The sequence below is a fragment of the Nocardia panacis genome (assembly GCF_003598715.1).
Taxonomy (GTDB): domain Bacteria; phylum Actinomycetota; class Actinomycetes; order Mycobacteriales; family Mycobacteriaceae; genus Nocardia; species Nocardia panacis.
The window spans coordinates 136,813-162,622 of sequence record NZ_QZFU01000019.1 but is presented as its reverse complement, the minus strand read 5'-3'; the positions used below and the strand labels follow the sequence as shown (position 1 = coordinate 162,622).

The window sequence follows — 25,810 nt, the reverse complement described above, 5'->3', positions numbered from 1 at the left end:
TCGTCATGCGCTTTCCACATCGGCGCTTTTCGTGGCAGGCTGTGCGTGTGCGGAGTCTGCTCGAGCCGGCGCGTCGGGGTAGGTACGCCCCCGCGCGTCAACTCGCGCATCGGGACCTGGCCAGGGTCCTGCGGGTATTGGATTCCGATCCGGTCGCTTCCTGCATGGTGGCGGCGCGGCTGCAGGAGTATGGGCTCGACGCGCGCGGCGGCAGCAGTGGTGAGCTGTGGAGCCGGGGCGATCCCGCCGATTCGCTGTGCTTCTCCGGTGCGAATCTGGTTCCGCTGCGCGGGGATCGGGCCGCGTTGCGCGCCTTCGCCGATCGGGCCGCGCGCTGGCCGCGCGTCTGCTCCTCGGTGGTGGGTCGCCGCGAATTGGCGCTGCCGCTGTGGGAGATGCTGGCCGATCGCTGGGGTCCCGAGCGCGAGGTGCGCGCGGAGCAGCCGCTGCTGGCATTGGCGGAGCCGCCGCTGGCCGCGCCGGATCCGCAGGTGCGTCGGGTGCGTTCGGAGGAGCTCGAACGCTATCTCACCGCGGCCATCGCCATGTTCATCGAGGAGGTCGGTGTCGACCCGCGCGCGGGCGACGGTGGGCGCGGCTATCGCAGGCGTATCTCGGGATTGATCGAATCCGGCCGGGCCTGGGCGCGTTTCGAGGACGGCGAGGTGGTGTACAAGGCCGAGGTGGGTTCGCTGTCGCGGCGCACCGGGCAGATCCAGGGCGTGTGGGTGCATCCGGAAGTGCGCGGACTCGGCTACGGCACCGGCGGCACCGCCGCGGTGGCCAATGCCGTTGTCGCGTCGGGACGTACGGCCAGCCTGTACGTCAACGACTACAACACCATCGCCCGACGCGCGTACGGGCGGGTGGGATTTCGGCAGATCGCGACCTTCGCCACGGTGCTGCTGGACTGAACTCCGGTGTGCCACCGGCATTTGCCGGAGGGTGACTACTACCATCGCTGAGGATGTCGACGAAATCTCCGCGCACCACCGCCGGGCGCCGGGCCGCGCCCCTGCTCGTCGCGTGCGCGGTCCTGGCCGCGATGGTCACCGCGTGTTCGAGCGCCCCGCAGGGGCCGGCGCCCGCCGCCGACGCCTTCCTCGCGGCGTTCGCGGGTCGTGCCGTCGCGGGTGCGGCGCGGCTCACCAATCAACCCGAGAAGGCAAGCGCCGCACTGCGTTCGGCGTGGGACCAGCTCCAGGCCGAGGGGTTGACGGCGCGGTCGGGCGCGGCCAGGGTCAGCGGTGACACCGCCACCGTGGACTATTCATACGACTGGAAGCTGCCCAAGGGCCGGGACTGGCGCTATTCGGGTCAGTTGCAGATGGCCCGCGCCGAAGGCCGCTGGGTGGTGCGCTGGACCTCCTCGAATATCCACCCCAAACTGGGCGACACCCAGACCATGGCATTGCGCACCGAACAGGCGCCGAGGGCGCGGGTCAACGAGCAGTCCGGCAGCGATGTGCTGGTGCCGGGCAAGGTGACCAGGGTGGCCTTCACCGCCGCAGAGGCGACCGATCCGGGGGCGGTCGCCAATTCGCTGGCGGCGCAGTTGCATCCGATCGATGCCGCCGTCACCGCGGACTCGATCCTGGCGGGCGCGCGCGACGCGGGCGCCACGTTTACCGTCGCGCTGCTCAATGAGGTCGAAGCCAACCAGGTCACCACGCGTCTCATCGGATTGCCCGGTGTTCGGCTGACCCAGCAGTGGGATCTGGTCGCCACCGATCGGGAATTCGCGCCGGATCTGCTGGCCCAGGTGCGCAAGACGGTCATCGACGAGGTGGACGGCAAAGCGGGTTGGAGCGTGGTCAGCCTGAACGCCAACGGCGTCGACACCGATGTGCTCACCGAGGTGGCCGCCCAGCCCGCGCCCTCGTTCGCGCTCAGTGTGGACCGCTACGTGCAGATGGCCGCGCAGCGGGCGGTCGACGCGCCCACCGAGCAGACCATGATGGTGGTGCTGCGCCCGTCGACGGGGGCGGTGCTCGCGGTGGCGCAGAACAAGGCGGCCGATCGGGATGGCCCCGTGGCCACCATCGGCCGCTATCCGCCCGGATCGATCTTCAAGACGGTGACGGCGGCCGCCGCTATGGCCGCGGGGCTGGCGACCCCGGACACCGTGGTGCCGTGTCCGAGCCGGATTGTCATCGGGGAGCGCACGATTCCCAACTACAACGATTTCGCCGTCGGCGATGTGCCCATGGCCACCGCCTACGAGCGGTCCTGCAATACCGCCTTCGCCAAGCTGGCCAGTGAGCTCGCACCCGACGCCCTGCCCGAGGCGGCGGCGAGACTCGGTGTGGTGCAGAACTATTCGATCGACGGCCTGCCCACCGCGAGCGGTTCGGTGCCGCAGGCCGCCGAATTGACCCAGCGCACCGAGGACGGTATCGGGCAGGGCCGGGTGCTGGTCAGTCCGTTCGGGATGGCGCTGATGGCGGCGACTGTCGCACGCGGCGCGACGCCGGTGCCGTATCTGATCGCCGGTCGGCCGACCACCGTGGACGGCGCGCGCCCCGAACTCGCGCCGCAGGTGGTCGCGGGTCTGCGCGCGATGATGCGCAAGGTGGTCACCGGTGGCACGGCCGAGCGGATCGCCGATCAGGGCGAGGTATTCGGCAAAACCGGTGAGGCCGAGGTGGACGGCGGTTCGCATTCGTGGTTCGTCGGCTATCGGGGCGATCTGGCCTTCGCCGCGCTACTGGTGAAGGGCGGCAGTTCCGATCGTGCCGTCGCGGTCACCCGTGACATGCTCGCCGCCCTGCCTTCGGGTTACTGACGCGCCTGCGGTCAGGCGCGTTTGAGACTGGCCTCGAGGTGGTGGGTGAGCGGTTGGCCCACCGCGGCCATGCGCAGCGTGTAGTCGATGGTGTCGCCCTGCTGGCGGATCGAGCGGCCCAGTGCGGTGACGAGTTTGGCGGTGCTGCTGCGGCCGATGCTGGTCGAGGAGAATTCCATCCGCAGTTCGCCTGCGGCGAATGTCAATGCGCCTTCACAGATTTCGGTGATTCCGGTGGGGTGGGCCAGGATCAGTTCCACCCGGTCGGGGCGCGGGCAGCGCAGGTATCCGGTCTCGGCGTGCAGTGGGCGGCCGTCGTCGGCGGCGCGGGTGCGCTGGCGGTAGGTGAGAAACGGGCGGCCCAGGTGCCCGAACTTGATTTCCTCGAGATAGCCGAATGACTCGATGGTCGGGTATTCGCCGTGTCCATTGCCGCGCCAACTGCCCAGCAGCGGCGCGAGTGGGGCGATATCGGGATGGGGGGCTATCGGAGGTTGGGGTTCGACCACGGCGCACAGCATAGTGGTCGGCTCGGGCGCGATCTCGCCCAATGCGCAGTTGGTGTCGAGTGTGGCGGATCCGGACATTCACTGGGCGTTCCGAAACCCGCGATCGAGAGAGGTTAAGGTTAGCGTCACCTAATTATCGTCCGCCGGGCAGGTGGCGGGTGGTCGGAAAGGAATTCCGGAATTGAACAGCAGTGGAATGCGCCGCACGGCGCTGCGATTCGCGCTGGCGGGTGCGTCGGTGCTGCTCGCGGCGGCGTGCTCGGAGAGCAAATCGGCGGGCGAGGAGGTGCGGGCACTCGATGGCAATCGGTATGTCCAGACCAACCTCGCGGCGAACAGGGACGAATACCACGCGCAATTCACCTTTCCCGAGATGGTCAATGCCTGGGGTATCGCCGACCGGCCGAAAGGGGCGGGTGGGCACTTCTGGGTCGGCGCGGGCGGCAAGTCGTTCCAGTTCGTCGGCGATGTGACGAAATCGGCGGATCCCAAGTATCAGAAGCTTTTCCAGGATCCGCTGAAGATCGTCACCATTCCCGGCGCGGACGCCGACACCTCGGACAAGAGCGCGGGCAAGACCACCGGCGTGGTCTTCAATCCGGCCCCCATCACCTCGGATCTGTTCGCGGTGCGCGATCAGCCGGTGCTGGTGGACGGTAAGGAGCAAAAGCTCGCGGGTTCGTCCCGTTTCATCTTCGCCACCGATTCGGGCAAGATCTCGGCCTGGACCGAACAGGGCGGGGACGGGTCCATCGTGCGGCACGACGGTCCGGCCAACCTGGTATTCGACGGCGCCGCACAGGGTATGAAGTTCAAGGGCATCGCGCTCACCCCGGCGGGGGACACACTGCTCGCGGCCGATTTCGGCGCGGATCCGCAGGTGCGCACCTTCGACAAGAACTGGCGGCTCGTCCCCACCGCCGGCTTCGCCAATCCCTTCGCCACCGGGGCGCCGGTCGATCCGGCCGCGCCCGAAAAGGGGAAGCGGGCCAAGGTCGGCGATCCGGCGCCGTTCAATGTGACCACCCTGGGCAATCGGATTTTCGTCGCCTACGCCGCGACCAAGCCGAGCGAGACCGATCCCCACGCGTTCGACTCCGGCGAAGAGGACAAACTCGACAAGGACAGGGAAAGCGCGGCCAAGGGTAAGCCGGACAAGGGCCGGGTGGCCGAATTCGACGCCACCGGAAAGCTGGTCCGCACCCTGGACGGCGACGGCCGGTTCAACGCGCCGTGGGCGGTGGCGCAGGCCCCCGCCGATTTCGGTGCGCTGAGCGGCAAACTGCTCGTCGGCAATTTCGGCGGCGCGGGCAAGATCCTCGCCTTCGACGACGCCACCGGGAAGTTCGTCGACTTCCTGCGCGACAAGGCGGCCAAGCCCATCGAAATCGATGGTCTGTGGGCGCTGATGTTCGGCAATGGCGAGAGTCTCGGCGATGCCGACTCGCTGTATTTCACGGCGGGTCCCGAGGATGAGAAAGAGGGTCTGTTCGGCAAGCTCCGGCTGCAGTAGGTTGAGCCCTTCGAAAGGCGGTTTCCCTTGCGGGAAGCCGCCTTTCGCGTTCGTTGCCGCCGACGGCGCGGACTCACCTGGTTGAGCTGTCCGGCCACTTGGTCGACCACTGGGTGAGGTGGTCCAGCACCCGCCCGAGATCCTTTCCGGCGGTGGTCAATTCCCAGGCCTTGTCGGGGCGCTTGGCCACGATGTCGTTGGCCTGCAACTGCTGTAGGCGCGCCGAAAGCATGCTGGAGGAGCAATTGTCCATGCGGCGGCGCAATTCCAGGAAGCCGAGCGGACCCGGCCGCAGTTCCCACAGGATGCGCAGCATCCAGCGCTGCCCGAGCAATTCCAAGGTGTCCAGTGCCGGATCGCGCCGGGCCGGTCGACTTGCGCTTCTCATTTCGAACCAGGATAGTAGTTCTGAATTAGAAGCGAACCGGAGGGTGGTATGACACAGCGGCGGCGAATCACGGTGGTGACCGGTGCGTCTCGCGGTATCGGCGCCGAAACCGCGCGGCAGCTCGCGGCGGCCGGCGACCACGTGATCGTCAACTATCGGGAGAAGCGCAGACGCGCCGAAACCGTGGTGGCCGAGATCGCGGCGGCGGGCGGCAGCGGCGAGACGCTCGGCGCGGATATCGCGGACCCGGCCGCGGTGGCGGCCATGATCGCGACCATCGGCGCCCGGCACGGCCGCTTGGATACCTTGGTGCTCAACGCTTCCGGTGGACTCGAGCGCGGTGCGGCCGTCGACTACGCGATGACGCTCAACCGCGACGCCCAGGTCCATCTGGTGCGCACGGCCCTGCCGCTGCTGGGGGACGGGACGCGCATTATCTTCATCACCAGCCATCAGGCGCATTTCCACGGTCGCAAACCGGTGCCCGCCGACTACGAACCCATTGCCCGCAGCAAGCGCGCGGGCGAGGACGCGCTGCGCGCCATGATCCCGGAACTGTCCGCGCGCGGCATCGCGCTGCGCATCGTCTCCGGCGACATGATCGACGGCACCATCATCGTGCGACTGCTCGAGCGCCGGGATCCGGACGCGGTGGCGGTGCGCCGGGGACAGGCCGCGCTGCCGACCATCGCCGAATTCGCCGCCGAGGTCGTGGCCGCCTGCCGCACCGACACCGAATCCGGCCACACCACCTATGTCGGGGGACCGGACTATCTGCGCGGCTCCGTGCCCCGCGAAGCGGACACCGGTGCGGCGAGCGTGTCCGGTTGACCCTCGGGCAAATTCGGGTGGCTCCCGTAATCGGCCACAACGGTTGTGGCAACCTCTTGGCTATTGAGGACACTGCGGCGTCCGCCGATGCGGCCGATATTCCCCTCGGCGCGTCGCCGAGTCGGTGGCATACTGCGGACAACGAGGAAAACAGGTGGTCAAGGCCAGGGCGGGGGAGTGAACTCCAATGACCTATCCCGAAACAACCCATCGCGCGAACGACCGCATCTTGCCCCGCAAGGAGTTGCTGCTCCTCGCCTGCCGCGGCCTACCGCACGACGATCACCCCATGTTGGAGGCGGCGGGCGAGCTGGCGCAGTTGCACGAGATCCGCGAGCGCACCCCGGCCGGCCAAATGGACAAACTGGAGCGGCGCCGCGGCCAGTTGATTCGCAGCATCGATCTGTGGGTCACGGTCGCGACCCCCGCGCCGGTGTACGGCGCGCGGGCGCACACCGAGACGGTCGGTCAATTGGTCGACCGGCTCGCGCGGCTCACCGCGCAAGCGTTCATCCCGCTGGCCTGTGCGCCCGACCCCGTCTTCTACGACGCCTGGGTCTGTCTGGCCGAACAGGCCGACGCGTACCAGGATCTGGTGGACGATCTGCGCTGCGGTGCGCGCAAGCTACCGGTGCGCTCGAGACACTGGTAGGTCGTCGATGGTTCAGCGTCGCCCGAAGGGCCACCACGAGCGCCGCCTACGGCGCGGCAGCGTCGCGTAGACCATGGTCATATCCGCGAAGACCTCCGCGTCGCGCTCCTGATCCGGCCGAAACTCCCGGTGGCCCAAGACATGTCGGATCGACTGCGCGGAGATGGTCGGCAGGGCCGCCGCCAGGCGGGCGGGCAGGCGCTCGACCGAGGCTGAACGGTCGAGCGCGGCCGAGCCGAGACCCTGGGCGTGGGCCTCGGCCGGGCCGTGGCCCAGCAGCAGATGCCCTATCCCGTGCAGGACGACGTGCTCGGTGGCGCGGCCGCCCGCCGAATCGTCGTAGACGATGATGTCGTCGTGGCCGCGGGCGAGCCAGAGCGCGCCGACACGGCAGGCTGTCTCATCGAGCACCGCCGCCGGGACGGGGCGCAGTGCGATCGGGCGTCCTCGGTGCGCGGCCACCGCGGCGAGGTAGGCGTTCAGGTCCCACGGATTGGGCAGGGGCACCGTTCGAGCCGCGTCACCGGAACGGGCTTCCATGCTGGTCATCGGCGCATACCTTACCCAGATCGGCGGCGGTCGTCACCCGAGCGCTCTCCGACGGTTGTAAATCTCTGCCATACAGGGTGTTTCGCGAGATTCTCCGCCTCTGCGGCACCCGATTCGGCGCGCGGGCCGGGCGCACCGGTGCGCGAGGTGCGGGGCGCGACATGCGGCGCGGAGCGGGAAGGGCCGGTCGCGGCGGGGGAGAGCGCGCACCATGGAGGGATGTCGAGCGACAAAACGGCAGCGACACGGGCGCGGAGGCTGGTCGACGCGCCCGGTCCGCGCACCGCGCCGCTCGCGCAGTGGTGGGTCTTGGCGCGCAGGCTGATTCGGCCCTCACTGCGCAATGGCGAAGTGATCATGGCGCTGCTCGCGCCGACCGTGTTCACCGTCGGCTTCTATGTACCGCTGAATCTGGTCATGACGGTCTTCGGGCACGGTCTGAGCAGCTACGCGCAATTCCTCATGCCGATGATCGTCATGCAGGCCGTGGCATTCTGCGCCATCTCCGCCTCCTTCCGCGCCGCCGTCGATGCCCGCGACGGGCTCAATCAGCGGTTCGGCTCCATGCCGATGGCCGCGGTCATCCCGCTCGGCGCGCGGATCACCGCGGCGCTCTACCGCGCCGGGATCGCGTTGGCGGCGGCGGTGGTGTGCGGGCGGGTCATTGGCTTCCGTTTCTACGGAAGTAATTGGGACACGATGGGATTCATAGGCTACGCGCTGCTGATCGGGCTGGCCCTGTGCCTGGGGGCCGATCTGCTCGGGACGGTCTCGCGCAGTCCGGAGGCCACCACACAGGCGCTGATCCTGCCGCAGCTCATCCTCGGCATGGTGTCGGCCGGATTCGCGCCCGCCGAGCAATTCCCCACCTGGATACAGGGTTTCGCGCGCAATCAACCCATCTCGCAGTTCATCTACGGGCTGCGGGCGCTGGCCGGGGATTCGACGGGCAACGCGGGCGCGGTGGATTGGCCGATCATGGGTCCCGCGTTGGCCTGGCCGCTGGGTATGGTGCTGGTCTTCGGCGCGGCCTCGGCGGTCGTCGCGGTGCGGCGGGCGCGATGACGGCCGCGCTCCCGGTGGTCGCGAGGCAGACCGAGAACATTCGTATGTTTCTGCCGCAGACCATGATTCAAACAAAGCGGCTGTTGCTGCGGTGGTGGCGCGATCCGCTGACCATGGTGCAGTCGCTGCTGTTTCCCGCGCTGCTGCTGATCATGTTGAATATCGTGCTGGGCCGCCAGATCTCGGCCTTCTCCGGGGCGAGCGCGCTCTACGGCTCGGTGCCGATGGTCTCGCTGGTGGGTGTCATGTCGGGCTCGCTGGCCGGGGCGATCACCCTCGGGCGCGAGCGGGATGCCGGTCTGCTGGCCCGCTTCTGGGTGCTGCCGGTGCACCGCGCCTCGGGGCTGGCCGCGCGCATCCTGGCCGAGGCGGTGCGCATCCTGCTGTGCACCATGGTGCTGTTCGCGGTCGGCGTGGCGCTCGGCTTCCGATTCCAGCGCGGGGTTCTGGCGGGTGTCGCGCTGTTCGGGGTGCCGCTGCTGTTCGGGCTCGGCTTCGCCACCGTCGTGACCGCGCTGGCGGTATTCAGCGCGAAAGCCGCTCTGGTCGAGGCGGTTTCGCTGGGGTCGTCGATTCTGATGTTCTTCAGCAGCGGATTCGTGCCACTGGTCGCCTATCCGGCATGGGCGCGCCCGATCGTGCGGCATCAGCCGATGAGCTACGCCATCGACGCCATGCGCGGCTTGGCGCTCGGTGGTCCGGTGCGCGGGCCGCTACTGATCACCATCGCGTATTCGGCTGGGGCGATAGTGGTTTTCGCGATTCCGGCGGCCGTGGGGTATCGGCGGGCCAGTCGTAGCTAACGCCCACCGAGAGCCAGCGCGGCTTCGGCGATCATGGCGGTGGAATCGCGCGGGCTGAGCGCCATGGCCCGCAGTTGATCGAAGATGACGCCGAAGCGGCGGATCTCGGGATGACCCTCGATGAGTTCGTCGCCCGCGATCCCCTCCACGTAGACCAGTTCCGGATCGGCGGGATCGTGGAAGTCGAGCAGGGTGAACGAGCCGGCCATCCCCGGATGCGCACCCGCTTCGAACGGCAGGATCTGCAGGATGACATTCTTGCGCTTGATGTCCTGTAGCAGCCGGTCCAGTTGGCCGCGCATCACGGCCTGCCCGCCGACCACCCGGCGGATGGCCGCCTCGTCCATTACCACCCATAGCTCCAGCGCGTCGTCTTTGGTGAGCACCGAGGCGCGATCCATTCTGGCGCGCGCCCGATGCTCGAGGACCGGACCCTCCAATTTGGGCATGGCGGTATCTATGACGGCCATGGCGTACTGCTCGGTCTGCAAAAGGCCCGGAATATACGAGGTTTGGTAGTGCCGGGCCGAGAGCGCCTCGGATTCGAAATTGATGTAGGCGGCGTAGACCTCCGACAGGCTCGCCTCGTAGGGCCGCGACATGCCGGGGCGCAGCGCGTCGGCCAGCAACTGGATCGCGTCGGCTCGCTGCTGCTCGGTGACGCCGTACAGGTCGAGCATGGCCGTGAGGGTGCGTCGCTGCGGTCTGGCCTGGGCGGTCTCGATCCGGTACAGCGTGGTGACATTGATACCCGTCCGCCCGCTGACATCCTCCTTGCTGAGCCCGGCATGCTCGCGCATCTCGAACAGTTGCGCGGCCAGCCGCCGCAGTCGGACGGTGAGGACGGTGCGCTTGCCTGCCATGACTTCCTTTCGGCCCGCGCACTGCCCCGAACGCACTGTGCGGTACTCGGATCGGCGAACGCCCGCGATCGCGGGGTCGACGAGGGGGTGGGTACCTCAGAGATTACCGCCGGGGCATCCCGAAAAACGTGCGGATTCACGGGCAACTACAAGTATCAGCGTGCGGTGACGAAGCCTCGCTCGACCATCCAGTCGCGCGCCACGTCGGCGGGTTCGCGTCCGTCCACATCCACCTGCCGATTGAGTTCGGTGACGGTGTCATTGGTGAGCAGCGCCGAGATCGGGGCCAGCAGCGCGGCCACCTGCGGGTGGGCGTCGGCGAAGGGTTTCCGAATAACCAGGGCCGCATTGTATTTGGGGAAGAAGCCGCGATCGTCGACCAGAAGTCGCAGGCCCAACGCGCGAATGCGGCCGTCGGTGGCGGCCACCGAGCCGAAGCGGCAGTCCCGCGCGTCGGCCACCGCCTGGTAGACCAGCGCGTCCTGCATGATCCGCAGCCGGTCCGCAGTTGGGTCGATCCCGTACTTGCGTGCCATGCCAGGAAAACCGTCTTGGCGCACACTGAATTCGGTCCCGACACAGGTGGTGGCCGCGCCCGGATCGGACGCGACGAGCCGGGTGTAATCGGACAGCGTCGTCACACCCGGTTGCTGCCCGGAGGTGACCAGGGCGTAGGTGTTGTTCATCGGGGCCATATCCGCCCAGACGATGCCGTTCGCGAGATCCGCCTGCCGCACGGCGGCGAACTGGTCCGCCTCCTGCGGGATCGGGACCTCGTTGCCCAGGTAGTTGATCCAGCCGGTGCCGGTGTAGTCGTAGGCGATATCGATCTGACCGTGCAGTTGCGCGTCGCGAACGCTATTGGAGCCATGGATGTTCGTCAGATCCCGCACCCGCGCGCCCGCGGCGGTGAGCGCGAATTCGATGAGGTAGCCGAGGATGTTCTGTTCGGTGAAATCCTTCGAGCCCACGGTCACCTCGACTCCCGCGAGTTCGGGATCCGGTCCGATACTGCCCGGTCCGACCCGCAGCGGCACCGCGCCACCGGAATGCAATCCGCAGCCGCCGCACAGGAGAATAGCGGCGGCGCAGGCGATTACGCGCCGGATCAACGCAGGCCCCTCGGCCCGAACCAACGTTGCGCCAGCGCGCCGAGCCAGTCGACGAGCAGTGCCAGCGCCATCACCAGCACCGCGCCCACCACGAGGGTGACATGATCGCGCAGCTTGTATCCGGTATCGATGAGTATGCCGAGCCCGCCCGCGCTCACCAGGAACGACAGCGTCGCCGACCCGACCGCCAACACCAGCGTGGTGCGCAGCCCGGCCAGAATGAACGGCACCGCGAGCGGGAATTCGATGCGGCGCAGCACCATTGCCGCTGACATGCCCTGCCCGCGCCCGGCGTCGATCAGCATCGGATCCACGGCGCGGTAGCCGAGAATGGTGTTGCCGAGCACCGGCAGCAGCGAGGCGAACGCGATGGGCGCGACACCGACCCAGAAGCCGGTGGTGCGGGTCAGCAAGTAGGTCAGCACGATGAGTCCGATGGCGGGCGCGGCGGCGCCGAGATTGGCCACCGCGACGAAAACCGGTGCCAGGCGGCGGAATCCGGGCCGGGTGAGCAGGGTGCCGAGCGGGACCGCGACGACGAGTACGAGCAGGGTGACGGTGGCGCTGATCCGTACGTGCTGCCAAGTCGCGGCCGCGACGCTCACCGCGTTCAGGCTGGTGCGCTGTGTGACGGTGAGATCGCGGGCGAAGGCCCACACCAGTACACCGGCCGTCAGTGCGAGCACGAGCACGGGCTGGGCGAACAGTCGCACGCGCTCGGCGCGCTGGGAAACGATTCGCACACTTCTCATGCGGACCCCAACCGTGCGACCAGCGCGGCCGCCGTGACGACGCCCGTGTACGCGCCGTCCGGCCCGACGACCGCTGCCGCCGCCGAGCTCTGGGACAGCAATGCGGCCAGTGCCTCTTGAAGGGTGGCCTGTACGGTGACCGTCGCGCCGAGCGGGGATCCGCGCTCGCGCAGCGAATCCGCTCCCTGCAGATGTTCGGAGCAGACCCAGCGCAGCGGCCGTCGCCGGTCGTCGAGCACCAGCCCCCACCCGCCGCTCGCGAGTGCGGCGCGCAGCGGTTCGACTGGATCATCCTGCACGGCAATCGGATACGTACCGAGTGCGAGTTCGCCGACTCGGATGAGGGTGAGCCGCCTCAGCGCCGCGTCCGCGCCGAGAAGGCCGGCCACCGCGTCGTCGGCGGGCGCGGCGAGAATGGCGGACGGGGTGTCGTACTGGAGGATGCGGGAGCGGTCGCCGAGCACGGCGATGCGGTCGCCGAGCCGGATCGCCTCACCGATATCGTGGGTGACGAAGACGATCGTCTTGCCCAATTCGCTTTGCAGTCGTAGTAATTCGCTCTGTAGCTGACCTCGGGTGATCGCGTCGACCGCGCCGAAGGGTTCGTCCATCAGCAGTACCGGTGGATCGGCCGCCAGTGCCCGTGCCACGCCGACCCGCTGCTGCTGACCGCCGGAGAGTTGCCGCGGATAGCGGTCGCCGAAGACGGCCGGATCGAGTCCGACCAGGGTGAGCATCTCCTCCACCCGCGCGGCTGTTCGCGACCGCCGCCATCCGAGCAGTTCCGGCACGGTCGCCACATTCCGCGCGACGGTCATATGCGGGAACAGCCCGCCTTGCTGAATGGAATAGCCGATACCCCTGCGCAATTCGTTCGGGTCGAGTCCGGTGACGGCGCGGCCGTCGATGGTGAGGACCCCGGAGGTGGGTTCGATCAGCCGGTTGATCATGCGCAGCGTGGTGGTCTTGCCGCAGCCGGACGGTCCGACCAGGACCACGATCTCGCCCGCCGCGATGGTGAGGGTGACGGCGTCGACGGCCGGATCGGGTTGTCCGGGATAGCGTTTGGTGACGTTGTCGAGTTGGATCGTCGCGCCGGAGGTCATCGGATTCCCTTCGCCGTGGTGGCGCGGCCGAGCAGGACCAGCAGCGCATCGAGCAGCAGCGCCAGCCCCACGATCAGCACGGTTCCGATCAGCGCCTGCGGCACCGCGTTCGGGCTGCCGAGCCGCGCCAGTCCGGACAGGATGAGATTGCCCAGGCCCGGCCCCTTGGCGTAGGCGGCGATGGCGAGTATGCCCATGAGTAGTTGGACGCTGATTCGGACGCCGGTCAGGATCGACGGCCAGGCGAGCGGGAATTCGATGCGCGCCAACACTTTCGCGCGGCCCATGCCCACGCCGCGCGCCGCGTCGAGCACCGCGGGATCCACCGCCGCCAGGCCGACCAGGGTATTGCGCAGGATCGGCAGGATCGCGTACAGCACCATCGCGGTGAGGGTCGGCGCGACCCCGAGTCCGAGCACCGGAATAAGCAGACCGAGCAGGGCGAAGGACGGGACGGTGAGTATCGCGCCCGCCGCCGCCGTGGCCAGCGCCGACCCGAGCGGACTGCGATACACCAGCACCCCGAGCGCCACCGCGATCAGCGCGGCCAGTAGCACCGACTGCACGACCGCCGAGACATGCAGGTACGCATCGGTCAGCAACTGATGGCGTCGGCTGAGGACGAAGTTCCACAGGGTTTCCAGGGCCGCACCTTCCCGCTGGCCGGTACCCGTCGCAGGCTAGCGCAGTTGGTCGGTGGCAGTGCCGGATTCGGCGTGGTGAGTCGGAAATGCCCGAGTGCGCGGAGCACCGGTCCTTCGGTCGCGCAGGGTGTCGAAGGCCCAGATGGCGGTCGCCGCGAGGCTCAGCGCGGCGCCGAGCAGGCAGACGGCCGTCCAGCCGCCCGAACTGTAGACTGCGGTCGCGGCGTAGGCCCCGCCGCCGAACCCGAGGGAGTAGTACACCATGTAGCTGCCGATCAGGACGCTGCTCGCCGCCGGGTCGATGCGGACGATCAAATCCTGGTTGATCACGTGCAGCGCCTGCCCGGCCAGGTCGAGGACGACGATGCCGATCGTCAGCAGGACCAGTATGCTCGGCAGTTGCCCGATCAGCAGCCACGACGCGGTCAGCAGCACTACCGACGCGCCGGTGATTCGACCGCCCCAGCCGCGATCGGCCAGCGCGCCCGCCCGCGCCGCGCCCAAAGCGCCTGCCGCGCCCGCGATTCCGAACAGTCCGATCTGCCCGATGCTCAGGTGCCACGGTCCGTCGGACAGCGGTAGCGCCATCGATCCCCACAGCGCGCCGAATGCCGCGAACATGAAAAGTCCGAGCAGACTGCGGGTCCGGAAGACGGGTTCGCGGACGGTGAGGGTGAACAGGGAGCCGATCAGTTGGCCGTAGGGGCGGCGTTCGGTGGGAAGCGGATCGGCGGGTAGGGCACGGCGCAGCGCGCCCGCGAGCACGAGCATGACGGCGGCCGAGGCGAAATACACCGAACGCCAACCCAGTACGTCGGCGAGTGCGCCGGATATCGTGCGCGCCAGCAGGATTCCCAACACCACACCGCTGGTGATCACGCCGACGGCGCGGCCGCGCTGTTCGGGCGCGCTGACCGTCGCGCCGTAGGCGGTGATCAACTGTGCCACGCTCGCCACCACCCCGACGATGGCGTTGGCGAGGAAGAACACCCAGGTGGCTGTCGCCATCGCGATGGCGGCCAGTCCCACCGCGGCCGCGAGCGTCTGCCACACGATGAGCGTGCGCTTGCGGTATCGGTCGCCGAGCGGGACCAGCAGTATCAGCCCGGTGAGCAGACCCGCCTGGGTCAGCGCGGTGACCAGTCCGAGGTCGGACTCGGCGACGCCCATATCCCGGCCGATCCAGGTCAGCATGGGTTGGGCGTAGTAGATATTGGCGACGAGCAGACCTGCCGCCACGGCGAGCAGGGTTGTCGATCCGGTGCGCAGACCGGGTGGGGTGCGGGTGATTTCGGGCGCGCAGGAGTGACTCACGATGCTCCAGACAGGTAACGGGTATGCGACGGACTCGGCCGCGTCCCGGAAGGTGGTAGTAGATTGAAACCAGATCGAGAATAGAGCAGATCAGTTTCGATTTGCAACCTAACTGGTTTCAACCAGCAACCGAGGAGGTTTCGTGGCCCGACTATCCGCGACGTCCACATCCTGTCCGGTGGTCCGCACCGTCGATCTGATCGGCGACCGCTGGACCCTGCTCATCCTGCGCGACGCCTTCGACGGCCTGCGCCGGTTCAACCAATTCCAGCGCAGCCTCGGCATTGCCAAGAATGTGCTCAGCGACCGGCTCTCGGCACTGGTCGCGGCGGACATCATGGTCACCGAACCCGCCGCCGACGGCACCAACTATCGCGAGTACGTCCTCACCGACAAGGGCGCCGAACTCTTCGACCTGATGGTCGGGCTGCGGCAATGGGGCGAACGCCATGCCGTCGCGCCGGGCGAGGAGTACCGTCCGCTGATCGATCGCACCACCGGCGAGCCCCTCGAACGCGTCATCTATACGCGGCCCGACGGTACCCCGGTGCGCCACGAGCAGACTCGACTCGGCGAACTGCGCGGTCGGTAGCGCGCTTCGGTCGCGGGGTCAGCGAGGCACCGATGAGCGCGCGATCTCCCGCGACCTGCCCGCGGCGCCGCGCCGATCGATCGCGGGCGGATCGCAGATGACGAGCATCGCCGCCTGATAGGGGCTGAGCAGCAGCGGCGCGTGTCCGGCGCGGACCCGGATTCGATTGCCCGGCGCGGGAGCCAGTTCCACCTGTGCGCCGGGCAGGATCCCGGCGGCCCGCAGGCCGCGCAGGAATTCGACATCGTCCTGGATGCGCTCGCTGATCCGATACAGGCGCGCCGCGGTGCGACCGGCGCGCACGGCGGCGGGCATGGCCTGGAGTCCCGGCACCGGCGGGGGCGCGGGCACGCCGGTGACGCCGAGTTCGGCGAGACCGGGAATGGGTGCGCCGTACGGGCAGTAGCGCGGGCGCTCGCAGATCTCGAAGACGCGGCGTCCGACCTTCGCCGACAGTACGTGCTCCCAGCGGCATGCCTCGGTATGCAGTTGCGCCCAATCCAATCCGATCACCCGGTGCAGGAGCACCTCGGCGAGCCGATGTTTGCACATGACCCGCACCGCCAGCCGCCGCCCCGCCGCCGACAGTTCCAGATGTCGATCGTCCCCGATCGCCAGCAGACCGTCGCGCTGCATCCGCGCCACGGTCTGGCTCACCGTCGGCGCGCGATGGCCGAGTCGCTCGGCGATGCGGGCGCGTAGCGCGACGATGCCGTCCTCTTCCAGTTCGTAGGCCGCTTTGAGATACATCTCGGTGGTGTCGACAAGGCCATGGACGGTCATGGCGCCGAGTCTGGCTGCTCAACCCGAGTCGAGGTCAAGGGTGGGTGGGGATGGTGTTGTCGTCGATGCGATATCCATTGCGTCGGGTGCGATGGCTCGGAATGTGAAGTGGCGCAGCTTCTGTCGGACCGTAGAGTCTGTTTCATGGGGGAGGATCGCCCGGATCGGGTTCGCTCGCATCGGATTCCGGGGTGGATCCGGCCGTGGCGGCACCCCTATCGGAGTCGGCGGGATGATCAAGTTACCGAGGATTCCCGCCGGTACGCGCGATGTCACGTGGCGCGGGCGCGGTGTGCTCGCATCTCGAAGATGTTGCGGCGCGGTCGCTCTCGGGTTGCGTGGCGGCGTGTCCGCCGTTAACGAATCGTTAGGAAACCGGGGCGCGGCAGTGCGGACGCAATCTTGCGTTCTTGCATCTGTAAGAGCATGATCCAGCTAACGTAGTTGAGAACGACCGATCCAATGACCGGGAAAACCGAATCGAGAGCCACTCATGTTGGTACAAAGAGCGTTGGTGTCGGGGGAATTCGGGATGTGGGGCGAATGCGAGGCGCGGCGATGAGCGCGCCGACCATGGGCGTCCTGCCCACCGCACCGCAATTGCTTTGCGCATTTCAGGGGCGACGTTTCCAGGACAGGGAATTGCTCCGCTCGGCCCACGCGCTGGCCGAATTGCACGCCCGCCGCGCGCAGATCCGCGACGCGGACCTGGTGGCCGAGATCGACTGCAGGCGCGGTGAACTCGTCGACGATATCAACGACTGGATCGCCCAGGAGGTCCCCCAGCACCGCAACGGCGCCTCGCTGCACACCGAGAGTCTCGGCGCGGTGGTCGACCGGATGGCGCGCAGTTGGGTCGACGCCAATACCGCCATCGATGCGGACGGGGTCGGCAGCGACAATACCCATAAACACTGGTATCACCTGGCGGAACTCGTCGATGGGTACACTGATCTGGTCACCGATGTGGCCGGTGGCCGACGTCGTCTACCTGAGCAGTGAATCCCCCGAGCAGTGACTCCTCCCGAGAGCTGACTCGTCGCACTGCGTCGCGGGTGGCACTACGCGCGCAGTCATCCGACCAGTGGCTTCGCGCCGGGGAATATCCGCCCGCACAGTGACGGCGGGCGCAACGGGGCGCCCCGCCCGGCGTGCCGCGTGGTCGACTGGCGCGGCACGCCCGCCCCGCTTCGCACGGGGCGAATTCTCTCGGTCGCGCGTTCCTCTTGCTTTCCGCTGTTGAACACCGAATTCCGATGTCGGGATGGGAAACGCGAATCGCCGGTATGCGCCGGTGTGGTGCAGCCCCCTTGAATTCCGAGCGTCGATCCGGTCTCGGCGAATGTGCGGGATATTTCCGACGCATTGTGTTTTCGCGATCCCGGTGTCGCCAAACCCCATATCATCCCATCAAGATTGAAATATCTTCGTTCCAAATTTGCGGCGGTAAATCGTTCCGCGGCGGATGGTCTGCGCATCAAGGCCGGTAGCGTCGGGTTCCGCCGTCTCGGGAGGCGGTGTCGCGCAGCACGATCGAAGGTTGCCATAAGGAAGCTGACTCGGCTCACCGGACCGCCGCGCGTCCGCGAATCCGGCCGAGCAGAACCAGCGCCAGCAGTGTCACGAGTACCAGCAGAGTGGTTGCGGCCGCCGCCGCGTGCACGTCGCCGCGGTCGGTCTCGCCGAAGATGGCCACCGGCAGCGTGCGCCACGTCGCCGGATACACCATGATCGTCGCGCCCAACTCGCCCATCGACAGTGCCACCGACAGGCCCGCCGCCGCGCCGAGGGCGGGCAGCAGCAGTGGCAGGGTCACCTGGCACAGCACCCGCACCGGGCCTGCACCGAGCGACTCCGCGGCCTGCCGATACGCCGGATCCAGCCGGTCGAGCGCCGCCGACACCGCGCTGAACGCGTACGCCAGCACCAATACCGAATGTGCCACGATGACAATCCATTTGGTCCCGCCGAGCAGCATCGGACGCTCATTGAACGCGATCAGCACCCCGAGCCCGATGGCCACCGACGGCACCGCGACCGGCAGGTGGAACACCGCGTCGGCCAGCCTGCGACACCAGCCGGGCGCCTCCCGCGCGGCCAGCGCCGCCCAGGCGCCCAGCACCAGCGCGAGCGTGCCCGCCAACAGCGCGGTCTGGAGACTGACCGACAGACTGGCCGCGTCCTCGCCCGACAGTGCGGTGCGAAAATTGACCAGGCCCAACCGGGATGGCAGCGGACCCGTCCAGCGTCCGGCGAAACCCGCCGCGACCACCGTGGCGATCGGCGCGCCGAACACCAGCAGCACCACCAGCCCGAACACCGTGAGCAGCACGGACTTTCCGGTACGCGTCCAGACCAGCACGCTCAGCGTCCCTTCCCGAAGCGGGCGAAGACCACCCGATAGCAGCCGTACAGGGTCAGCGACAGCGCCACCTGCACCGAGGCCAGCACCGCCGCGCCGGGCAGGTCGAAGGTGACGATGCCTCGGGTGTAGATCATGGCGGGCAATGTCAGCACGCCCTTGGCCCCGGTGAACAGGACGATGCCGAATTCGTTGAGTGTCAGCAGCAATACGAGACTGCCGCCCGCCGCCAATGCGGGCCACGCCTCGGGCAGCACCACCTGCCGCAGCACCCGCCACGGAGAGGCGCCCAAACTCGCCGCCACATCGAGTTGTTCCCGCGGCAGTTGGGCGAAGGCGGCCAGCAGTGGGCGCACCACGAACGGTGTGAAGAAGGTGGTCTCCGCCGCGATGACCCCCCACGGTGTGGTGAGGAAGTCGAGCAGCGGCGTTGTGCGGCCGGTGATCTGGGTGATGAGCACGTTGACCGCGCCCGCCGTGCCGTAGAGGAAGGTGAAGGCCAGCGTCACGAGGAAGGACGGCAGCGTGAGCACACTGTCGATGAGGCGACCGAGCACCGTCGAGCCCGGAAAGGGCACGAAAGCCAGCACCACCGCAAGGAAGCCGCCGAGGGCCAGGCAGCCCGCCGTCGACGCGACGGCGATCATGACGGTGTGCCACAGGGCATCGCGGAACGACTCGGCGGCGAGCGTGGTCGACCAGACGCCCAGACCGCGGCCGGTCGGGGTGACGGTGGATTCGGCGAGTACCCGCGCGATCGGGTAGCCGGCGATCAGCGCTACGACCAGCAGCGGCGGCATGGTCCACAGAACCGGACGCCAAGTGCGCAAGGGTTGCGTGGGAGTCGGGATCTCGGTGTGTTCCAGCAATTCGGTCATCGGCGTATCCGATCGAGCCGCGCGCTCCGGAAGCGCGGGCCCCTCATGCCCGCGTTTCCGGCGCACGGACCGCGTGGGTCGCGGTCAGGGAGGAAGATTCGGCGCCGACCGAGGGTGCGATGAGCACACCGGCCGGATCCGGGAACAGCACGCCGACGGGGGAGTGGACCGAAACCGTCGCGTGGCCGGGCACATCGATGATGAGTTCGTCCGCCAGTCCGTCCACCGCGACGGTCAGCCTGGTGGACGCGCCGCGCCATACGCTCGCGATGACGGCGCCGCGCAATGCCTCCCGTTCGCCGATCGCCCCGATTCGGATGGTGTGCGGGCGCACACACAGCAGCGCCGCACCGTTGGGCGTCCAGTCCAACTGCCCCACACCGGGTTTGGGCGCTTCGGCGCGTAGCGTGTGCGCGCCTGCGGTGACCAGCGCCGCCCCGCCCGCCACCCGATTCACCGTGCAGCTCAGCAGGTTCGCCCCGCCGAGGAAGGCGGCGGTGAATCCGGAAGGTGGCCGCTGCCACAGGTTCTCGGCGGTATCGATATCCACCAGCCTGGTCTCGCGCATCACCGCGATCCGGTCCGCAAGCGCCAGCGCCTCGGCTTGATCATGGGTGACATACAGCATCGCGGTATCCGGCAGCGCCGTGCGCAACTGCTGCAACTCGCCCAGCATGGACTGGCGCAACTGCGCGTCCAGCGCGGCCAGCGGCTCGTCGAGCAGCAGCACCTTCGGTCGGATCGCCAACGCGCGGGCGATCGCCACCCGCTGCTGCTGACCACCCGACAGCTCGCGCGGCAGGCGCTCGACGTAGTCGACCATGCCGACCATGTTCAATGCCTCCCGCACCCGCCCGGCGAGCTCGCGGCGCGGCACCCGATGTGATCTCAGGCCGAAGGCCACATTCCCGAAGACGGTCATATGCGGGAACAGCGCGTAGGACTGCACCACCACGCCGATGCCGCGCTCGGCAGGGGACAGGTGGGTGACATCGCGCCCCGCCAGTCGGACCGCGCCCGAGGTGGGCCGGACGAATCCGGCCAGCGCCTTGAGCGCGGTCGACTTGCCGGAGCCGCTCGGGCCGAGCAGCGCCACCGTCTCGCCCGCGGCCACGCGCAATGTGAAATCGGCCAGCGCCACGGTGGCGCCATAGCGGACGCCGACCCGGTCGAACACGATGGCGGGCTTGTCGGATCCGGCCGAAATTCTCTGTGCCGCAGCCGGTTCGGTGCCTGTCTCGACCCGTGCCACCTCAGCCCCCGATGGCCTTGTTGTAGGCGTCCACGTCGGCGGTGAGGTCGGCGAGCACCTTGGTCCAATCCGGGTGCACGATGTCCACACCCTTGATCGCGGCGGTGGGTCCGCTCGCCGCCGCCGAATCGCGCAGGTCGGTGCGGGCCGAGACGGCGAAGGCGTCGGGGCCGAGCGTGGCCTGCACCTGCTTGCCCAGCAGATAGGCCATCAGCTTCTTGGCGGCATCGGCATGCGGCGCGCCCTTGGCCAGACCCATCACGTAGGGAACGGCGATGGTCGAACGCTTGCCGTCCGCGCCCGCCGGGAAGAAGATAGTGAATTTCGAACCCTTGCTGATGGATTCGGAATTCATCTGGACATCGCCATTGGCGACGAGCAGTTCGCCCTTGTCCACCTTGGGCTGCAACTTGCCGGTCGAGGAGGACGGGCCGACATTGTTGGCCTGCAACTGCTTCAGATAATCGAGTGCGGCCTGCTTGCCGCGCAACTGTTGCAGCAACACCAGTACGGCGGTGCCGTCACCGGCCTGGCCGGGCGTCGAATACTGGATCTTGCCTTTGTATTCCGGCTTCAACAGGTCGTCCCAGGAGACCTTGCCCGCGTCCACCGAGGATCCCGCGATGAAGTTCAGGTAGTTGTCGGCCAGCGTGACGTAGTGGCCCTTGGCATCCTTCGCCGCGTCGGGGAAGGCGGCGGTGTCCACACCGATCGGCTGCAAAAGCCCTGCGGCGTCGGCCTTCTGGATGAACGGGGGCAGCGTCACCACCACATCCGCCTGCGGGTTGGACTGCTCCTTGTCCACCCGGTTGACGACCTCGCCCGAACCGGCGGCGACGACATTCACCGCGATACCGGTCTCGGCCTTGAACTTGTCGAACTGGGACTTGTACCAGCTGTCCAATCCATCGGCGGAGTAGACGGTGACGGTCTGCGCGCCCGAAGCGCCGCCGCTGCCGGTGCCGCCGCAGGCCGCGGTGAACGAGGCCGCGGTGGCGGCGACCGCCAGCAGCAGTGCCGATTTGACGAGGACACGGGGACGGCGCGTGAAGGAAGTACGCACGTTGCTGCAACTTTCGGTTGGTCTAGCGGATCGGTGGGCAGGCGGGTTCACGACAGTACGAGGGGGACGAAATCGACAATGGAGTCGACGAGGTGGGTCGCGCCCGCGGCGCGCAGTCGATCGGCGTCGTGCGCGCCGGTCAGCGTGCCCGCGACGATGCCCGCGCCCGCGGCCACGCCACTGGCCACATCGCTGGCGGTGTCGCCCAGGACGGCGATGCGCGACACCGCGTCGGCGCGCAGGCGCAGCAGCGCGGTGAGGATCAGGTCCGGATACGGTCGGCCGCGCCCGGCCTCGGCGGGGGACAGGGTCAGGTCGGCGATCTCGTGCCAGCCCAGGGCGCTCAGCAGGCGGTCCTGAGTGCCCCGGCTGAATCCGGTGGTCAGCGCCACCTTGACCCCGGCCGCGCGCAGCGCGCCGATGGCCTCGGCCGCGCCGGGAATCGGGGTCACCCCCACCTCCTCGACCAGATCGTCGTAGGCGTGTTCGAAGGCCCGATTCGCTTGCTGGGCAAGTTCTTCGGATTCGAACAGCGCGCGGAAGACGGTGATCTTGGACTGGCCCATGGTGTCGAGCACGTACTGCCGGGCCGAATCGCGCGCCTGCCCTTCGGAGGCCATGCCCGCGGCGGTGGCCGCGATGTCGAAGGCGCGTCGGACCAGTCCGTCGTCGGCGACGGTGGTGCCCGCCATATCGAGCACGGCGAGTTGAATGGCGTTGTCGCTCAAAGGAGATACCTCACAGGTTCAGCAGGTCGGCGGTTTGCGCGCCGAGCGCGGGACCCAGGGTCATACCCCGGCCGCCCGGCCCGGTGATCACCCAGATGTGTTCGGAGGCGGGCGCTCTGGTGACGATCGCCGCGGGATCGACGCTCTGGCTGTAGACGCCCGCCCAGCGCCGCACCACCGGCGGCAGTGCACGGCCGAGCAGTGTCTCGGTGACAGCCCTCAAGTGGTCATAGGGCGCTTCGTCCACGTCGAAGGCGAAGGGTTCGGTGTATTCGTGGGTGTCGCCGATGGTTAGGCCGCCGTGCAGGCGCTGCACGCACAGCAACTGCATGCGGTGTTCGGCGGCGGTCGCCGCCTGCGACTGCTCGCGATTGAGCGCGTCCACCTCCGCGCCCGCGAAGCCGGGGTAGTAGCGGAAGCTGTCGCCATCGGCGATGGCGGTGGTGAGCGGTTCGTCGAGCGGCGCGGTCTGCATCATCTGGAGCCGGACCCGGCGCACCGGGATCTGCCCGACGAGTTCGCGGGTCAGACCGGAGTGCGCCGCGCCGGGGCAGTGCAACACCAGGTCGGCCGCGTGGCGGCGATCCTGGTCGTCGGTGACCACCGCGCCCGATCCGGTGTCGGCGACCGAACGCGCCTCGGTGCCCGCGTGGAAGGTGTAGCGGCCGGTGGCCGCCATGTGCGCGCGCAGCGCGGGCAGCGCCCGGCGGGATTCGACGGCCGCATCGCGCGAACAGTGCAGCCCGGCAAGGAATTCGCCACGCAGTGCGGGATTGAGTGCGCGCACCGCATCCGGTTCGAGCAGTTGCAAGCCGCGGGCGGCGGCGGTGTCCGAGCGTGCGGCCGATTCGGCGACGGCGAGTTCGGCGGCGGTGCGCACCAGCGTGATCGATCCGGTCGGTCGGAAGCCGACGCCTGCGACCCGGCCGCCGATCTCCTCCCACAGTTCCCGCGAGCGCAGCGTCAAGTCGAGTTCGCCCGGCGCGCGGCCCGAGACCCACACCAGGCCGAAGTTGCGCACCGTGGCGCCGCGCGCCTCCGGCTCCCGTTCGAGTTGGACGACCTCGTGTCCCCTGTCGATGGCGGCGAGCGCGTGCGCGGTGCCGAGAATGCCTCCGCCGATGATGACCAAACGCATGTCGGCCATGGTGGTCAATGGTCTAGACCAACGGGTGTTTCGGCACTGAACGCCCGGTGAACAATTGGTATAGACCATTTGCCGGTAGGCTGACCGCATGGAGGCGACGGATCTGGCGAGTGCGGGAAGGCTGCCGAAGTCCTATGTGGTGCGCACCGAACTCGAGCGCATCCTGGCCGAGTTGGCGGAGGGCGATCCGGTGCCCTCGGAGCGCGACCTGGCCGTCCGCTTCGCGGTGGCCCGCGAGACGGTGCGTCAGGCACTGCGAGATCTGTTGGTGGAAGGGCGGATTCGCCGCCAGGGCCGGGGCACCGTGGTCTCCCGACCCAAACTCGTGCAGCCGCTGTCGCTGCGTTCCTATACCCAGAACGCGCTCAGTTACGGGCTGCTGCCCGGCCGCATACTGGTCGGCTGGGACGACGTCCCCGCCGACGCCGACACCGCCCGCGACCTCGAGGTCCCCGTCGGCACGCCCGTCATGCATCTGGAGCGCGTCCTGCTGGCCGACGGCGAGCGCATCGGCCTGGAAAGCACCTTCCTGCGCCTGGACCGCTTCGGCGTTCTTCGCGACACCTACGACCCCACCACCTCCCTCTACGCCGCCATGGCCGCCTTGGGCGCCGTCCTCGGTCACGCCACCGAACGCATCGAAACCGTCCTCGCCTCCCCCCGCGAAGCCGCCCTACTCGAGTGCACCACCGCCCTCCCACTGCTCCTACTCCACCGCCGCAGCATCGACCAACACGGCCACCCCGTCGAACGCGTCCGCTCCCTCTACCGAGGCGACCGCATCGCCTTCGAAGCAATGCTCACCAGAGACACCCTGCCCCGCTCGTAGTGTCCGCTTGTGCTGTGCCGCAGGACGAATGGTCCTACGCGACCTGCCTTGCCGGGCAATTCGGTTGTGCGCGGCGCCTTTTCCTGCCATCGCCGAGTTCCTGGTGGAGCCCTACCGGTACGGCTCGCGTAGCACCTCGGCCTGTGCCTGCAACTGCTGGACTGTGTCCCGCCACCGTCCGGTGGCCAGGTAGTGGCGCCGAACTCCGGTGCCTGCTGTCTGGATGAGTTGGAGCCGCTGGAGCAGATTCAGATCGCGCAGGGCCTGGTCGCGGGTCAGATCCTCATCGAGTGCGTAGGTGGCGCGGCGAAGGTTGCCCTCGGCGGCCGCGAACAGGGCGATGGCGGTGCGCTCGTGCAGACCGAATTCGGAGGTCAGCTCGATTGCCTTGTGCCACAGGGTGTTCGCTGTGCGAACCCGCTGGTCGACGACTTGGGCCTGTAAATGGTGTGCCCGCAGGCAGAATCGCACCCATTCATGGGTGTCGCGCTCCGGCAGATATGAACCACCCTGGACGCGCGAGAGAGCCGAGTAGTACTCGGCGGTGTTCATGGTGCTCGCGCCGAGCCATTCCTCGATCGAAGAGAACTCCGGTGCGAGCACCTGATTGCGCGCGAGCACCAGAGTGTGCAGGCAGCGGGCCATTCGACCGTTGCCGTCTCGCCACGGATGGATGCTCACCAGATTGAGATGCGCCATCGCCGCGCGAACGTAGGCCGGGCGGTCCCCATCGGCGTTCTGCAACCATGCCACCAATTCGGCCATCAGTTCCGGGACCCGCGGTGCTTCGGGACCGATGTAGGCGGGTGGGCGGTGGCGTCCGCCGGTCACCATGATCCCGCCGCCGCGGTAGCGACCCGGCCACTTGTCGAGTCGGTGCCGCAGCATCATGAAATGCAGGGCCGACAGCAACATTTGTTCGTAGGCGAAGTTCTCGGAATGCGCGCTTTGCTGCACATACGTCAGGGCTTCGTGATAGCCCGCGACGGCGGCCAATGCCGTGTCATCGGATTCGACGGATAACGACTCCGATCCGGCCACCAGCGATTCGGCATCGTTCAGGCTGATCGTGTACCCCTCGATCGTGTTGGAACCGACGATCGCTCGAGCCACGAGATTGCGCCGCAGCGGCCGATCCCAGCGTTGCGGCTCGCCGACGAGATAGGACAACCGATTCCGGAAGTCCTCGATCTCCGACAAGACCTTTTCATCCTGCGCGTCGAGATCCGGAGTGCGATACAGCATGGCTACGAGCCTACTATGCGACTAGCATCGTCGCATCGGTGGCTT

Annotated in this window: 27 protein-coding genes; 10 read left to right on the top strand and 17 right to left on the bottom strand. The window is 68.2% G+C overall.

All coding sequences use genetic code 11. The annotated features are described in order from the left end of the window. Positions 1-47 precede the first annotated feature (47 nt). Together D5S18_RS15395 and D5S18_RS15390 are read left to right on the top strand one after the other, a co-directional pair. Positions 48-914: a GNAT family N-acetyltransferase gene (locus tag D5S18_RS15395; protein WP_239003785.1), complete on the top strand. Its 867-nt coding sequence runs from the start codon at positions 48-50 to the stop codon at positions 912-914. A 53-nt stretch (positions 915-967) separates the two neighbouring features. Further along, the gene (locus D5S18_RS15390) at positions 968-2,785 is read left to right on the top strand and encodes a penicillin-binding transpeptidase domain-containing protein (protein WP_120041523.1); all 1,818 of its coding nucleotides are present in this window, start codon (positions 968-970) and stop codon (positions 2,783-2,785) included. Between the two features lie 11 nt (positions 2,786-2,796). Here D5S18_RS15390 and D5S18_RS15385 read toward each other — a convergent pair whose 3' ends face one another. After that, positions 2,797-3,306: a peroxynitrite isomerase gene (locus D5S18_RS15385; protein ID WP_120042166.1), complete on the bottom strand. Its 510-nt coding sequence runs from the start codon at positions 3,304-3,306 to the stop codon at positions 2,797-2,799. 184 nt (positions 3,307-3,490) lie between these two features. Between D5S18_RS15385 and D5S18_RS15380 the strand changes: the two genes are divergently transcribed. Then, positions 3,491-4,807 carry a TIGR03118 family protein gene (locus D5S18_RS15380; protein WP_120041521.1) on the top strand — a complete coding sequence of 439 codons (1,317 nt, stop codon included), beginning with the start codon at positions 3,491-3,493 and terminating at the stop codon, positions 4,805-4,807. Positions 4,808-4,880: 73 nt separating this feature from the next. Here D5S18_RS15380 and D5S18_RS15375 read toward each other — a convergent pair whose 3' ends face one another. Further along, entirely contained in the window at positions 4,881-5,195 is a 315-nt protein-coding gene (locus D5S18_RS15375; RefSeq protein ID WP_120041518.1) for a winged helix-turn-helix transcriptional regulator, read from the bottom strand. Between the two features lie 48 nt (positions 5,196-5,243). Between D5S18_RS15375 and D5S18_RS15370 the strand changes: the two genes are divergently transcribed. After that, positions 5,244-6,026 carry an SDR family oxidoreductase gene (locus D5S18_RS15370; RefSeq protein ID WP_120041516.1) on the top strand — a complete coding sequence of 261 codons (783 nt, stop codon included), beginning with the start codon at positions 5,244-5,246 and terminating at the stop codon, positions 6,024-6,026. Between the two features lie 187 nt (positions 6,027-6,213). Further along, positions 6,214-6,678 (top strand): DUF4254 domain-containing protein, encoded by a 465-nt coding sequence (locus tag D5S18_RS15365; protein WP_120041514.1) that lies wholly within the window; start codon positions 6,214-6,216, stop codon positions 6,676-6,678. Positions 6,679-6,690: 12 nt separating this feature from the next. Here the strand turns inward: D5S18_RS15365 and D5S18_RS15360 are convergent, their stop codons facing one another. Continuing rightward, positions 6,691-7,227 carry a hypothetical protein gene (locus D5S18_RS15360; RefSeq protein ID WP_120041512.1) on the bottom strand — a complete coding sequence of 179 codons (537 nt, stop codon included), beginning with the start codon at positions 7,225-7,227 and terminating at the stop codon, positions 6,691-6,693. 219 nt (positions 7,228-7,446) lie between these two features. Between D5S18_RS15360 and D5S18_RS15355 the strand changes: the two genes are divergently transcribed. Both D5S18_RS15355 and D5S18_RS15350 read left to right on the top strand, forming a co-directional pair. Further along, positions 7,447-8,292, top strand: a complete 846-nt coding sequence (locus D5S18_RS15355; protein WP_239003783.1) for an ABC transporter permease — start codon at positions 7,447-7,449, stop codon at positions 8,290-8,292. Next, positions 8,289-9,095 carry an ABC transporter permease gene (locus tag D5S18_RS15350; RefSeq protein ID WP_120041510.1) on the top strand — a complete coding sequence of 269 codons (807 nt, stop codon included), beginning with the start codon at positions 8,289-8,291 and terminating at the stop codon, positions 9,093-9,095. The genes D5S18_RS15355 and D5S18_RS15350 overlap by 4 nt, the downstream gene beginning before the upstream one ends. Here the strand turns inward: D5S18_RS15350 and D5S18_RS15345 are convergent. The 6 genes from D5S18_RS15345 to D5S18_RS15320 form a co-directional block, all read right to left on the bottom strand. Then, complete coding sequence (locus D5S18_RS15345; protein ID WP_120041508.1) at positions 9,092-9,958, bottom strand: helix-turn-helix domain-containing protein; 867 nt, start codon at positions 9,956-9,958, stop codon at positions 9,092-9,094. The genes D5S18_RS15350 and D5S18_RS15345 overlap by 4 nt on opposite strands. Positions 9,959-10,113: 155 nt before the next feature. Continuing rightward, on the bottom strand, positions 10,114-11,070 hold the full coding sequence (locus D5S18_RS15340) for a glycine betaine ABC transporter substrate-binding protein (protein WP_120041506.1): 957 nt from the start codon (positions 11,068-11,070) through the stop codon (positions 10,114-10,116). Further along, the gene (locus D5S18_RS15335; RefSeq protein ID WP_120041503.1) at positions 11,067-11,822 is read right to left on the bottom strand and encodes an ABC transporter permease; all 756 of its coding nucleotides are present in this window, start codon (positions 11,820-11,822) and stop codon (positions 11,067-11,069) included. The genes D5S18_RS15340 and D5S18_RS15335 overlap by 4 nt, the downstream gene beginning before the upstream one ends. Next, on the bottom strand, positions 11,819-12,928 hold the full coding sequence (locus D5S18_RS15330) for an ABC transporter ATP-binding protein (protein ID WP_120041501.1): 1,110 nt from the start codon (positions 12,926-12,928) through the stop codon (positions 11,819-11,821). Before D5S18_RS15330 ends, D5S18_RS15335 begins: the two co-directional genes overlap by 4 nt. Then, positions 12,925-13,572 (bottom strand): ABC transporter permease, encoded by a 648-nt coding sequence (locus tag D5S18_RS15325; protein WP_120041499.1) that lies wholly within the window; start codon positions 13,570-13,572, stop codon positions 12,925-12,927. The genes D5S18_RS15330 and D5S18_RS15325 overlap by 4 nt, the downstream gene beginning before the upstream one ends. A gap of 36 nt (positions 13,573-13,608) precedes the next feature. After that, the gene (locus D5S18_RS15320; RefSeq protein WP_120041497.1) at positions 13,609-14,886 is read right to left on the bottom strand and encodes an MFS transporter; all 1,278 of its coding nucleotides are present in this window, start codon (positions 14,884-14,886) and stop codon (positions 13,609-13,611) included. A 142-nt stretch (positions 14,887-15,028) separates the two neighbouring features. On the opposite strand from D5S18_RS15320, the gene D5S18_RS15315 reads away from it, so the two are divergent. Continuing rightward, positions 15,029-15,478: a winged helix-turn-helix transcriptional regulator gene (locus D5S18_RS15315; RefSeq protein WP_120041495.1), complete on the top strand. Its 450-nt coding sequence runs from the start codon at positions 15,029-15,031 to the stop codon at positions 15,476-15,478. A gap of 18 nt (positions 15,479-15,496) precedes the next feature. Here the strand turns inward: D5S18_RS15315 and D5S18_RS36125 are convergent, their stop codons facing one another. Then, positions 15,497-16,261 (bottom strand): metal-dependent transcriptional regulator, encoded by a 765-nt coding sequence (locus D5S18_RS36125; protein ID WP_120041493.1) that lies wholly within the window; start codon positions 16,259-16,261, stop codon positions 15,497-15,499. 642 nt (positions 16,262-16,903) lie between these two features. Between D5S18_RS36125 and D5S18_RS15305 the strand changes: the two genes are divergently transcribed. Then, positions 16,904-17,263: a DUF4254 domain-containing protein gene (locus D5S18_RS15305; protein ID WP_120042164.1), complete on the top strand. Its 360-nt coding sequence runs from the start codon at positions 16,904-16,906 to the stop codon at positions 17,261-17,263. A gap of 562 nt (positions 17,264-17,825) precedes the next feature. On the opposite strand, the gene D5S18_RS15300 is transcribed toward D5S18_RS15305, so the two are convergent. From D5S18_RS15300 to D5S18_RS15275, 6 genes are read right to left on the bottom strand one after another with little or no spacing between them, the layout of a single operon-like run. Further along, positions 17,826-18,623 carry an ABC transporter permease gene (locus tag D5S18_RS15300; protein ID WP_120041491.1) on the bottom strand — a complete coding sequence of 266 codons (798 nt, stop codon included), beginning with the start codon at positions 18,621-18,623 and terminating at the stop codon, positions 17,826-17,828. Positions 18,624-18,625: 2 nt separating this feature from the next. Then, complete coding sequence (locus tag D5S18_RS15295) at positions 18,626-19,501, bottom strand: 2-aminoethylphosphonate ABC transporter permease subunit (protein ID WP_120041488.1); 876 nt, start codon at positions 19,499-19,501, stop codon at positions 18,626-18,628. A 43-nt stretch (positions 19,502-19,544) separates the two neighbouring features. After that, complete coding sequence (locus D5S18_RS15290; RefSeq protein WP_239003843.1) at positions 19,545-20,708, bottom strand: ABC transporter ATP-binding protein; 1,164 nt, start codon at positions 20,706-20,708, stop codon at positions 19,545-19,547. Between the two features lie 46 nt (positions 20,709-20,754). Continuing rightward, positions 20,755-21,816, bottom strand: coding sequence for a 2-aminoethylphosphonate ABC transporter substrate-binding protein (locus D5S18_RS15285; protein ID WP_120041484.1), 1,062 nt, complete (start codon positions 21,814-21,816; stop codon positions 20,755-20,757). A 47-nt stretch (positions 21,817-21,863) separates the two neighbouring features. Next, positions 21,864-22,544: a phosphonatase-like hydrolase gene (locus tag D5S18_RS15280; protein ID WP_120041482.1), complete on the bottom strand. Its 681-nt coding sequence runs from the start codon at positions 22,542-22,544 to the stop codon at positions 21,864-21,866. 10 nt (positions 22,545-22,554) lie between these two features. After that, positions 22,555-23,682, bottom strand: coding sequence for a TIGR03364 family FAD-dependent oxidoreductase (locus tag D5S18_RS15275; protein ID WP_120042163.1), 1,128 nt, complete (start codon positions 23,680-23,682; stop codon positions 22,555-22,557). 97 nt (positions 23,683-23,779) lie between these two features. Here D5S18_RS15275 and D5S18_RS15270 point away from each other — a divergent pair, with 97 nt between their 5' ends. Further along, the gene (locus D5S18_RS15270) at positions 23,780-24,520 is read left to right on the top strand and encodes a GntR family transcriptional regulator (RefSeq protein WP_120041480.1); all 741 of its coding nucleotides are present in this window, start codon (positions 23,780-23,782) and stop codon (positions 24,518-24,520) included. Between the two features lie 111 nt (positions 24,521-24,631). On the opposite strand, the gene D5S18_RS15265 is transcribed toward D5S18_RS15270, so the two are convergent. Continuing rightward, complete coding sequence (locus tag D5S18_RS15265) at positions 24,632-25,765, bottom strand: Fic family protein (protein ID WP_120041478.1); 1,134 nt, start codon at positions 25,763-25,765, stop codon at positions 24,632-24,634. Positions 25,766-25,810: the final 45 nt, after the last annotated feature.

What these genes read in the sequence shown, in the direction of transcription:
- D5S18_RS15390 (WP_120041523.1), top strand. Translation starts at nt 968, where the DNA reads ATGTCGACGAAATCTCCGCGCACCACCGCCGGGCGCCGGGCCGCGCCC.
- D5S18_RS15385 (WP_120042166.1), bottom strand. Translation starts at nt 3,306, where the DNA reads ATGCTGTGCGCCGTGGTCGAACCCCAACCTCCGATAGCCCCCCATCCC.
- D5S18_RS15380 (WP_120041521.1), top strand. Translation starts at nt 3,491, where the DNA reads ATGCGCCGCACGGCGCTGCGATTCGCGCTGGCGGGTGCGTCGGTGCTG.
- D5S18_RS15375 (WP_120041518.1), bottom strand. Translation starts at nt 5,195, where the DNA reads ATGAGAAGCGCAAGTCGACCGGCCCGGCGCGATCCGGCACTGGACACC.
- D5S18_RS15370 (WP_120041516.1), top strand. Translation starts at nt 5,244, where the DNA reads ATGACACAGCGGCGGCGAATCACGGTGGTGACCGGTGCGTCTCGCGGT.
- D5S18_RS15365 (WP_120041514.1), top strand. Translation starts at nt 6,214, where the DNA reads ATGACCTATCCCGAAACAACCCATCGCGCGAACGACCGCATCTTGCCC.
- D5S18_RS15360 (WP_120041512.1), bottom strand. Translation starts at nt 7,227, where the DNA reads ATGACCAGCATGGAAGCCCGTTCCGGTGACGCGGCTCGAACGGTGCCC.
- D5S18_RS15355 (WP_239003783.1), top strand. Translation starts at nt 7,447, where the DNA reads ATGTCGAGCGACAAAACGGCAGCGACACGGGCGCGGAGGCTGGTCGAC.
- D5S18_RS15350 (WP_120041510.1), top strand. Translation starts at nt 8,289, where the DNA reads ATGACGGCCGCGCTCCCGGTGGTCGCGAGGCAGACCGAGAACATTCGT.
- D5S18_RS15345 (WP_120041508.1), bottom strand. Translation starts at nt 9,958, where the DNA reads ATGGCAGGCAAGCGCACCGTCCTCACCGTCCGACTGCGGCGGCTGGCC.
- D5S18_RS15335 (WP_120041503.1), bottom strand. Translation starts at nt 11,822, where the DNA reads ATGAGAAGTGTGCGAATCGTTTCCCAGCGCGCCGAGCGCGTGCGACTG.
- D5S18_RS15330 (WP_120041501.1), bottom strand. Translation starts at nt 12,928, where the DNA reads ATGACCTCCGGCGCGACGATCCAACTCGACAACGTCACCAAACGCTAT.
- D5S18_RS36125 (WP_120041493.1), bottom strand. Translation starts at nt 16,261, where the DNA reads ATGACCGTCCATGGCCTTGTCGACACCACCGAGATGTATCTCAAAGCG.
- D5S18_RS15295 (WP_120041488.1), bottom strand. Translation starts at nt 19,501, where the DNA reads ATGACCGAATTGCTGGAACACACCGAGATCCCGACTCCCACGCAACCC.
- D5S18_RS15275 (WP_120042163.1), bottom strand. Translation starts at nt 23,682, where the DNA reads ATGCGTTTGGTCATCATCGGCGGAGGCATTCTCGGCACCGCGCACGCG.
- D5S18_RS15270 (WP_120041480.1), top strand. Translation starts at nt 23,780, where the DNA reads ATGGAGGCGACGGATCTGGCGAGTGCGGGAAGGCTGCCGAAGTCCTAT.
- D5S18_RS15265 (WP_120041478.1), bottom strand. Translation starts at nt 25,765, where the DNA reads ATGCTGTATCGCACTCCGGATCTCGACGCGCAGGATGAAAAGGTCTTG.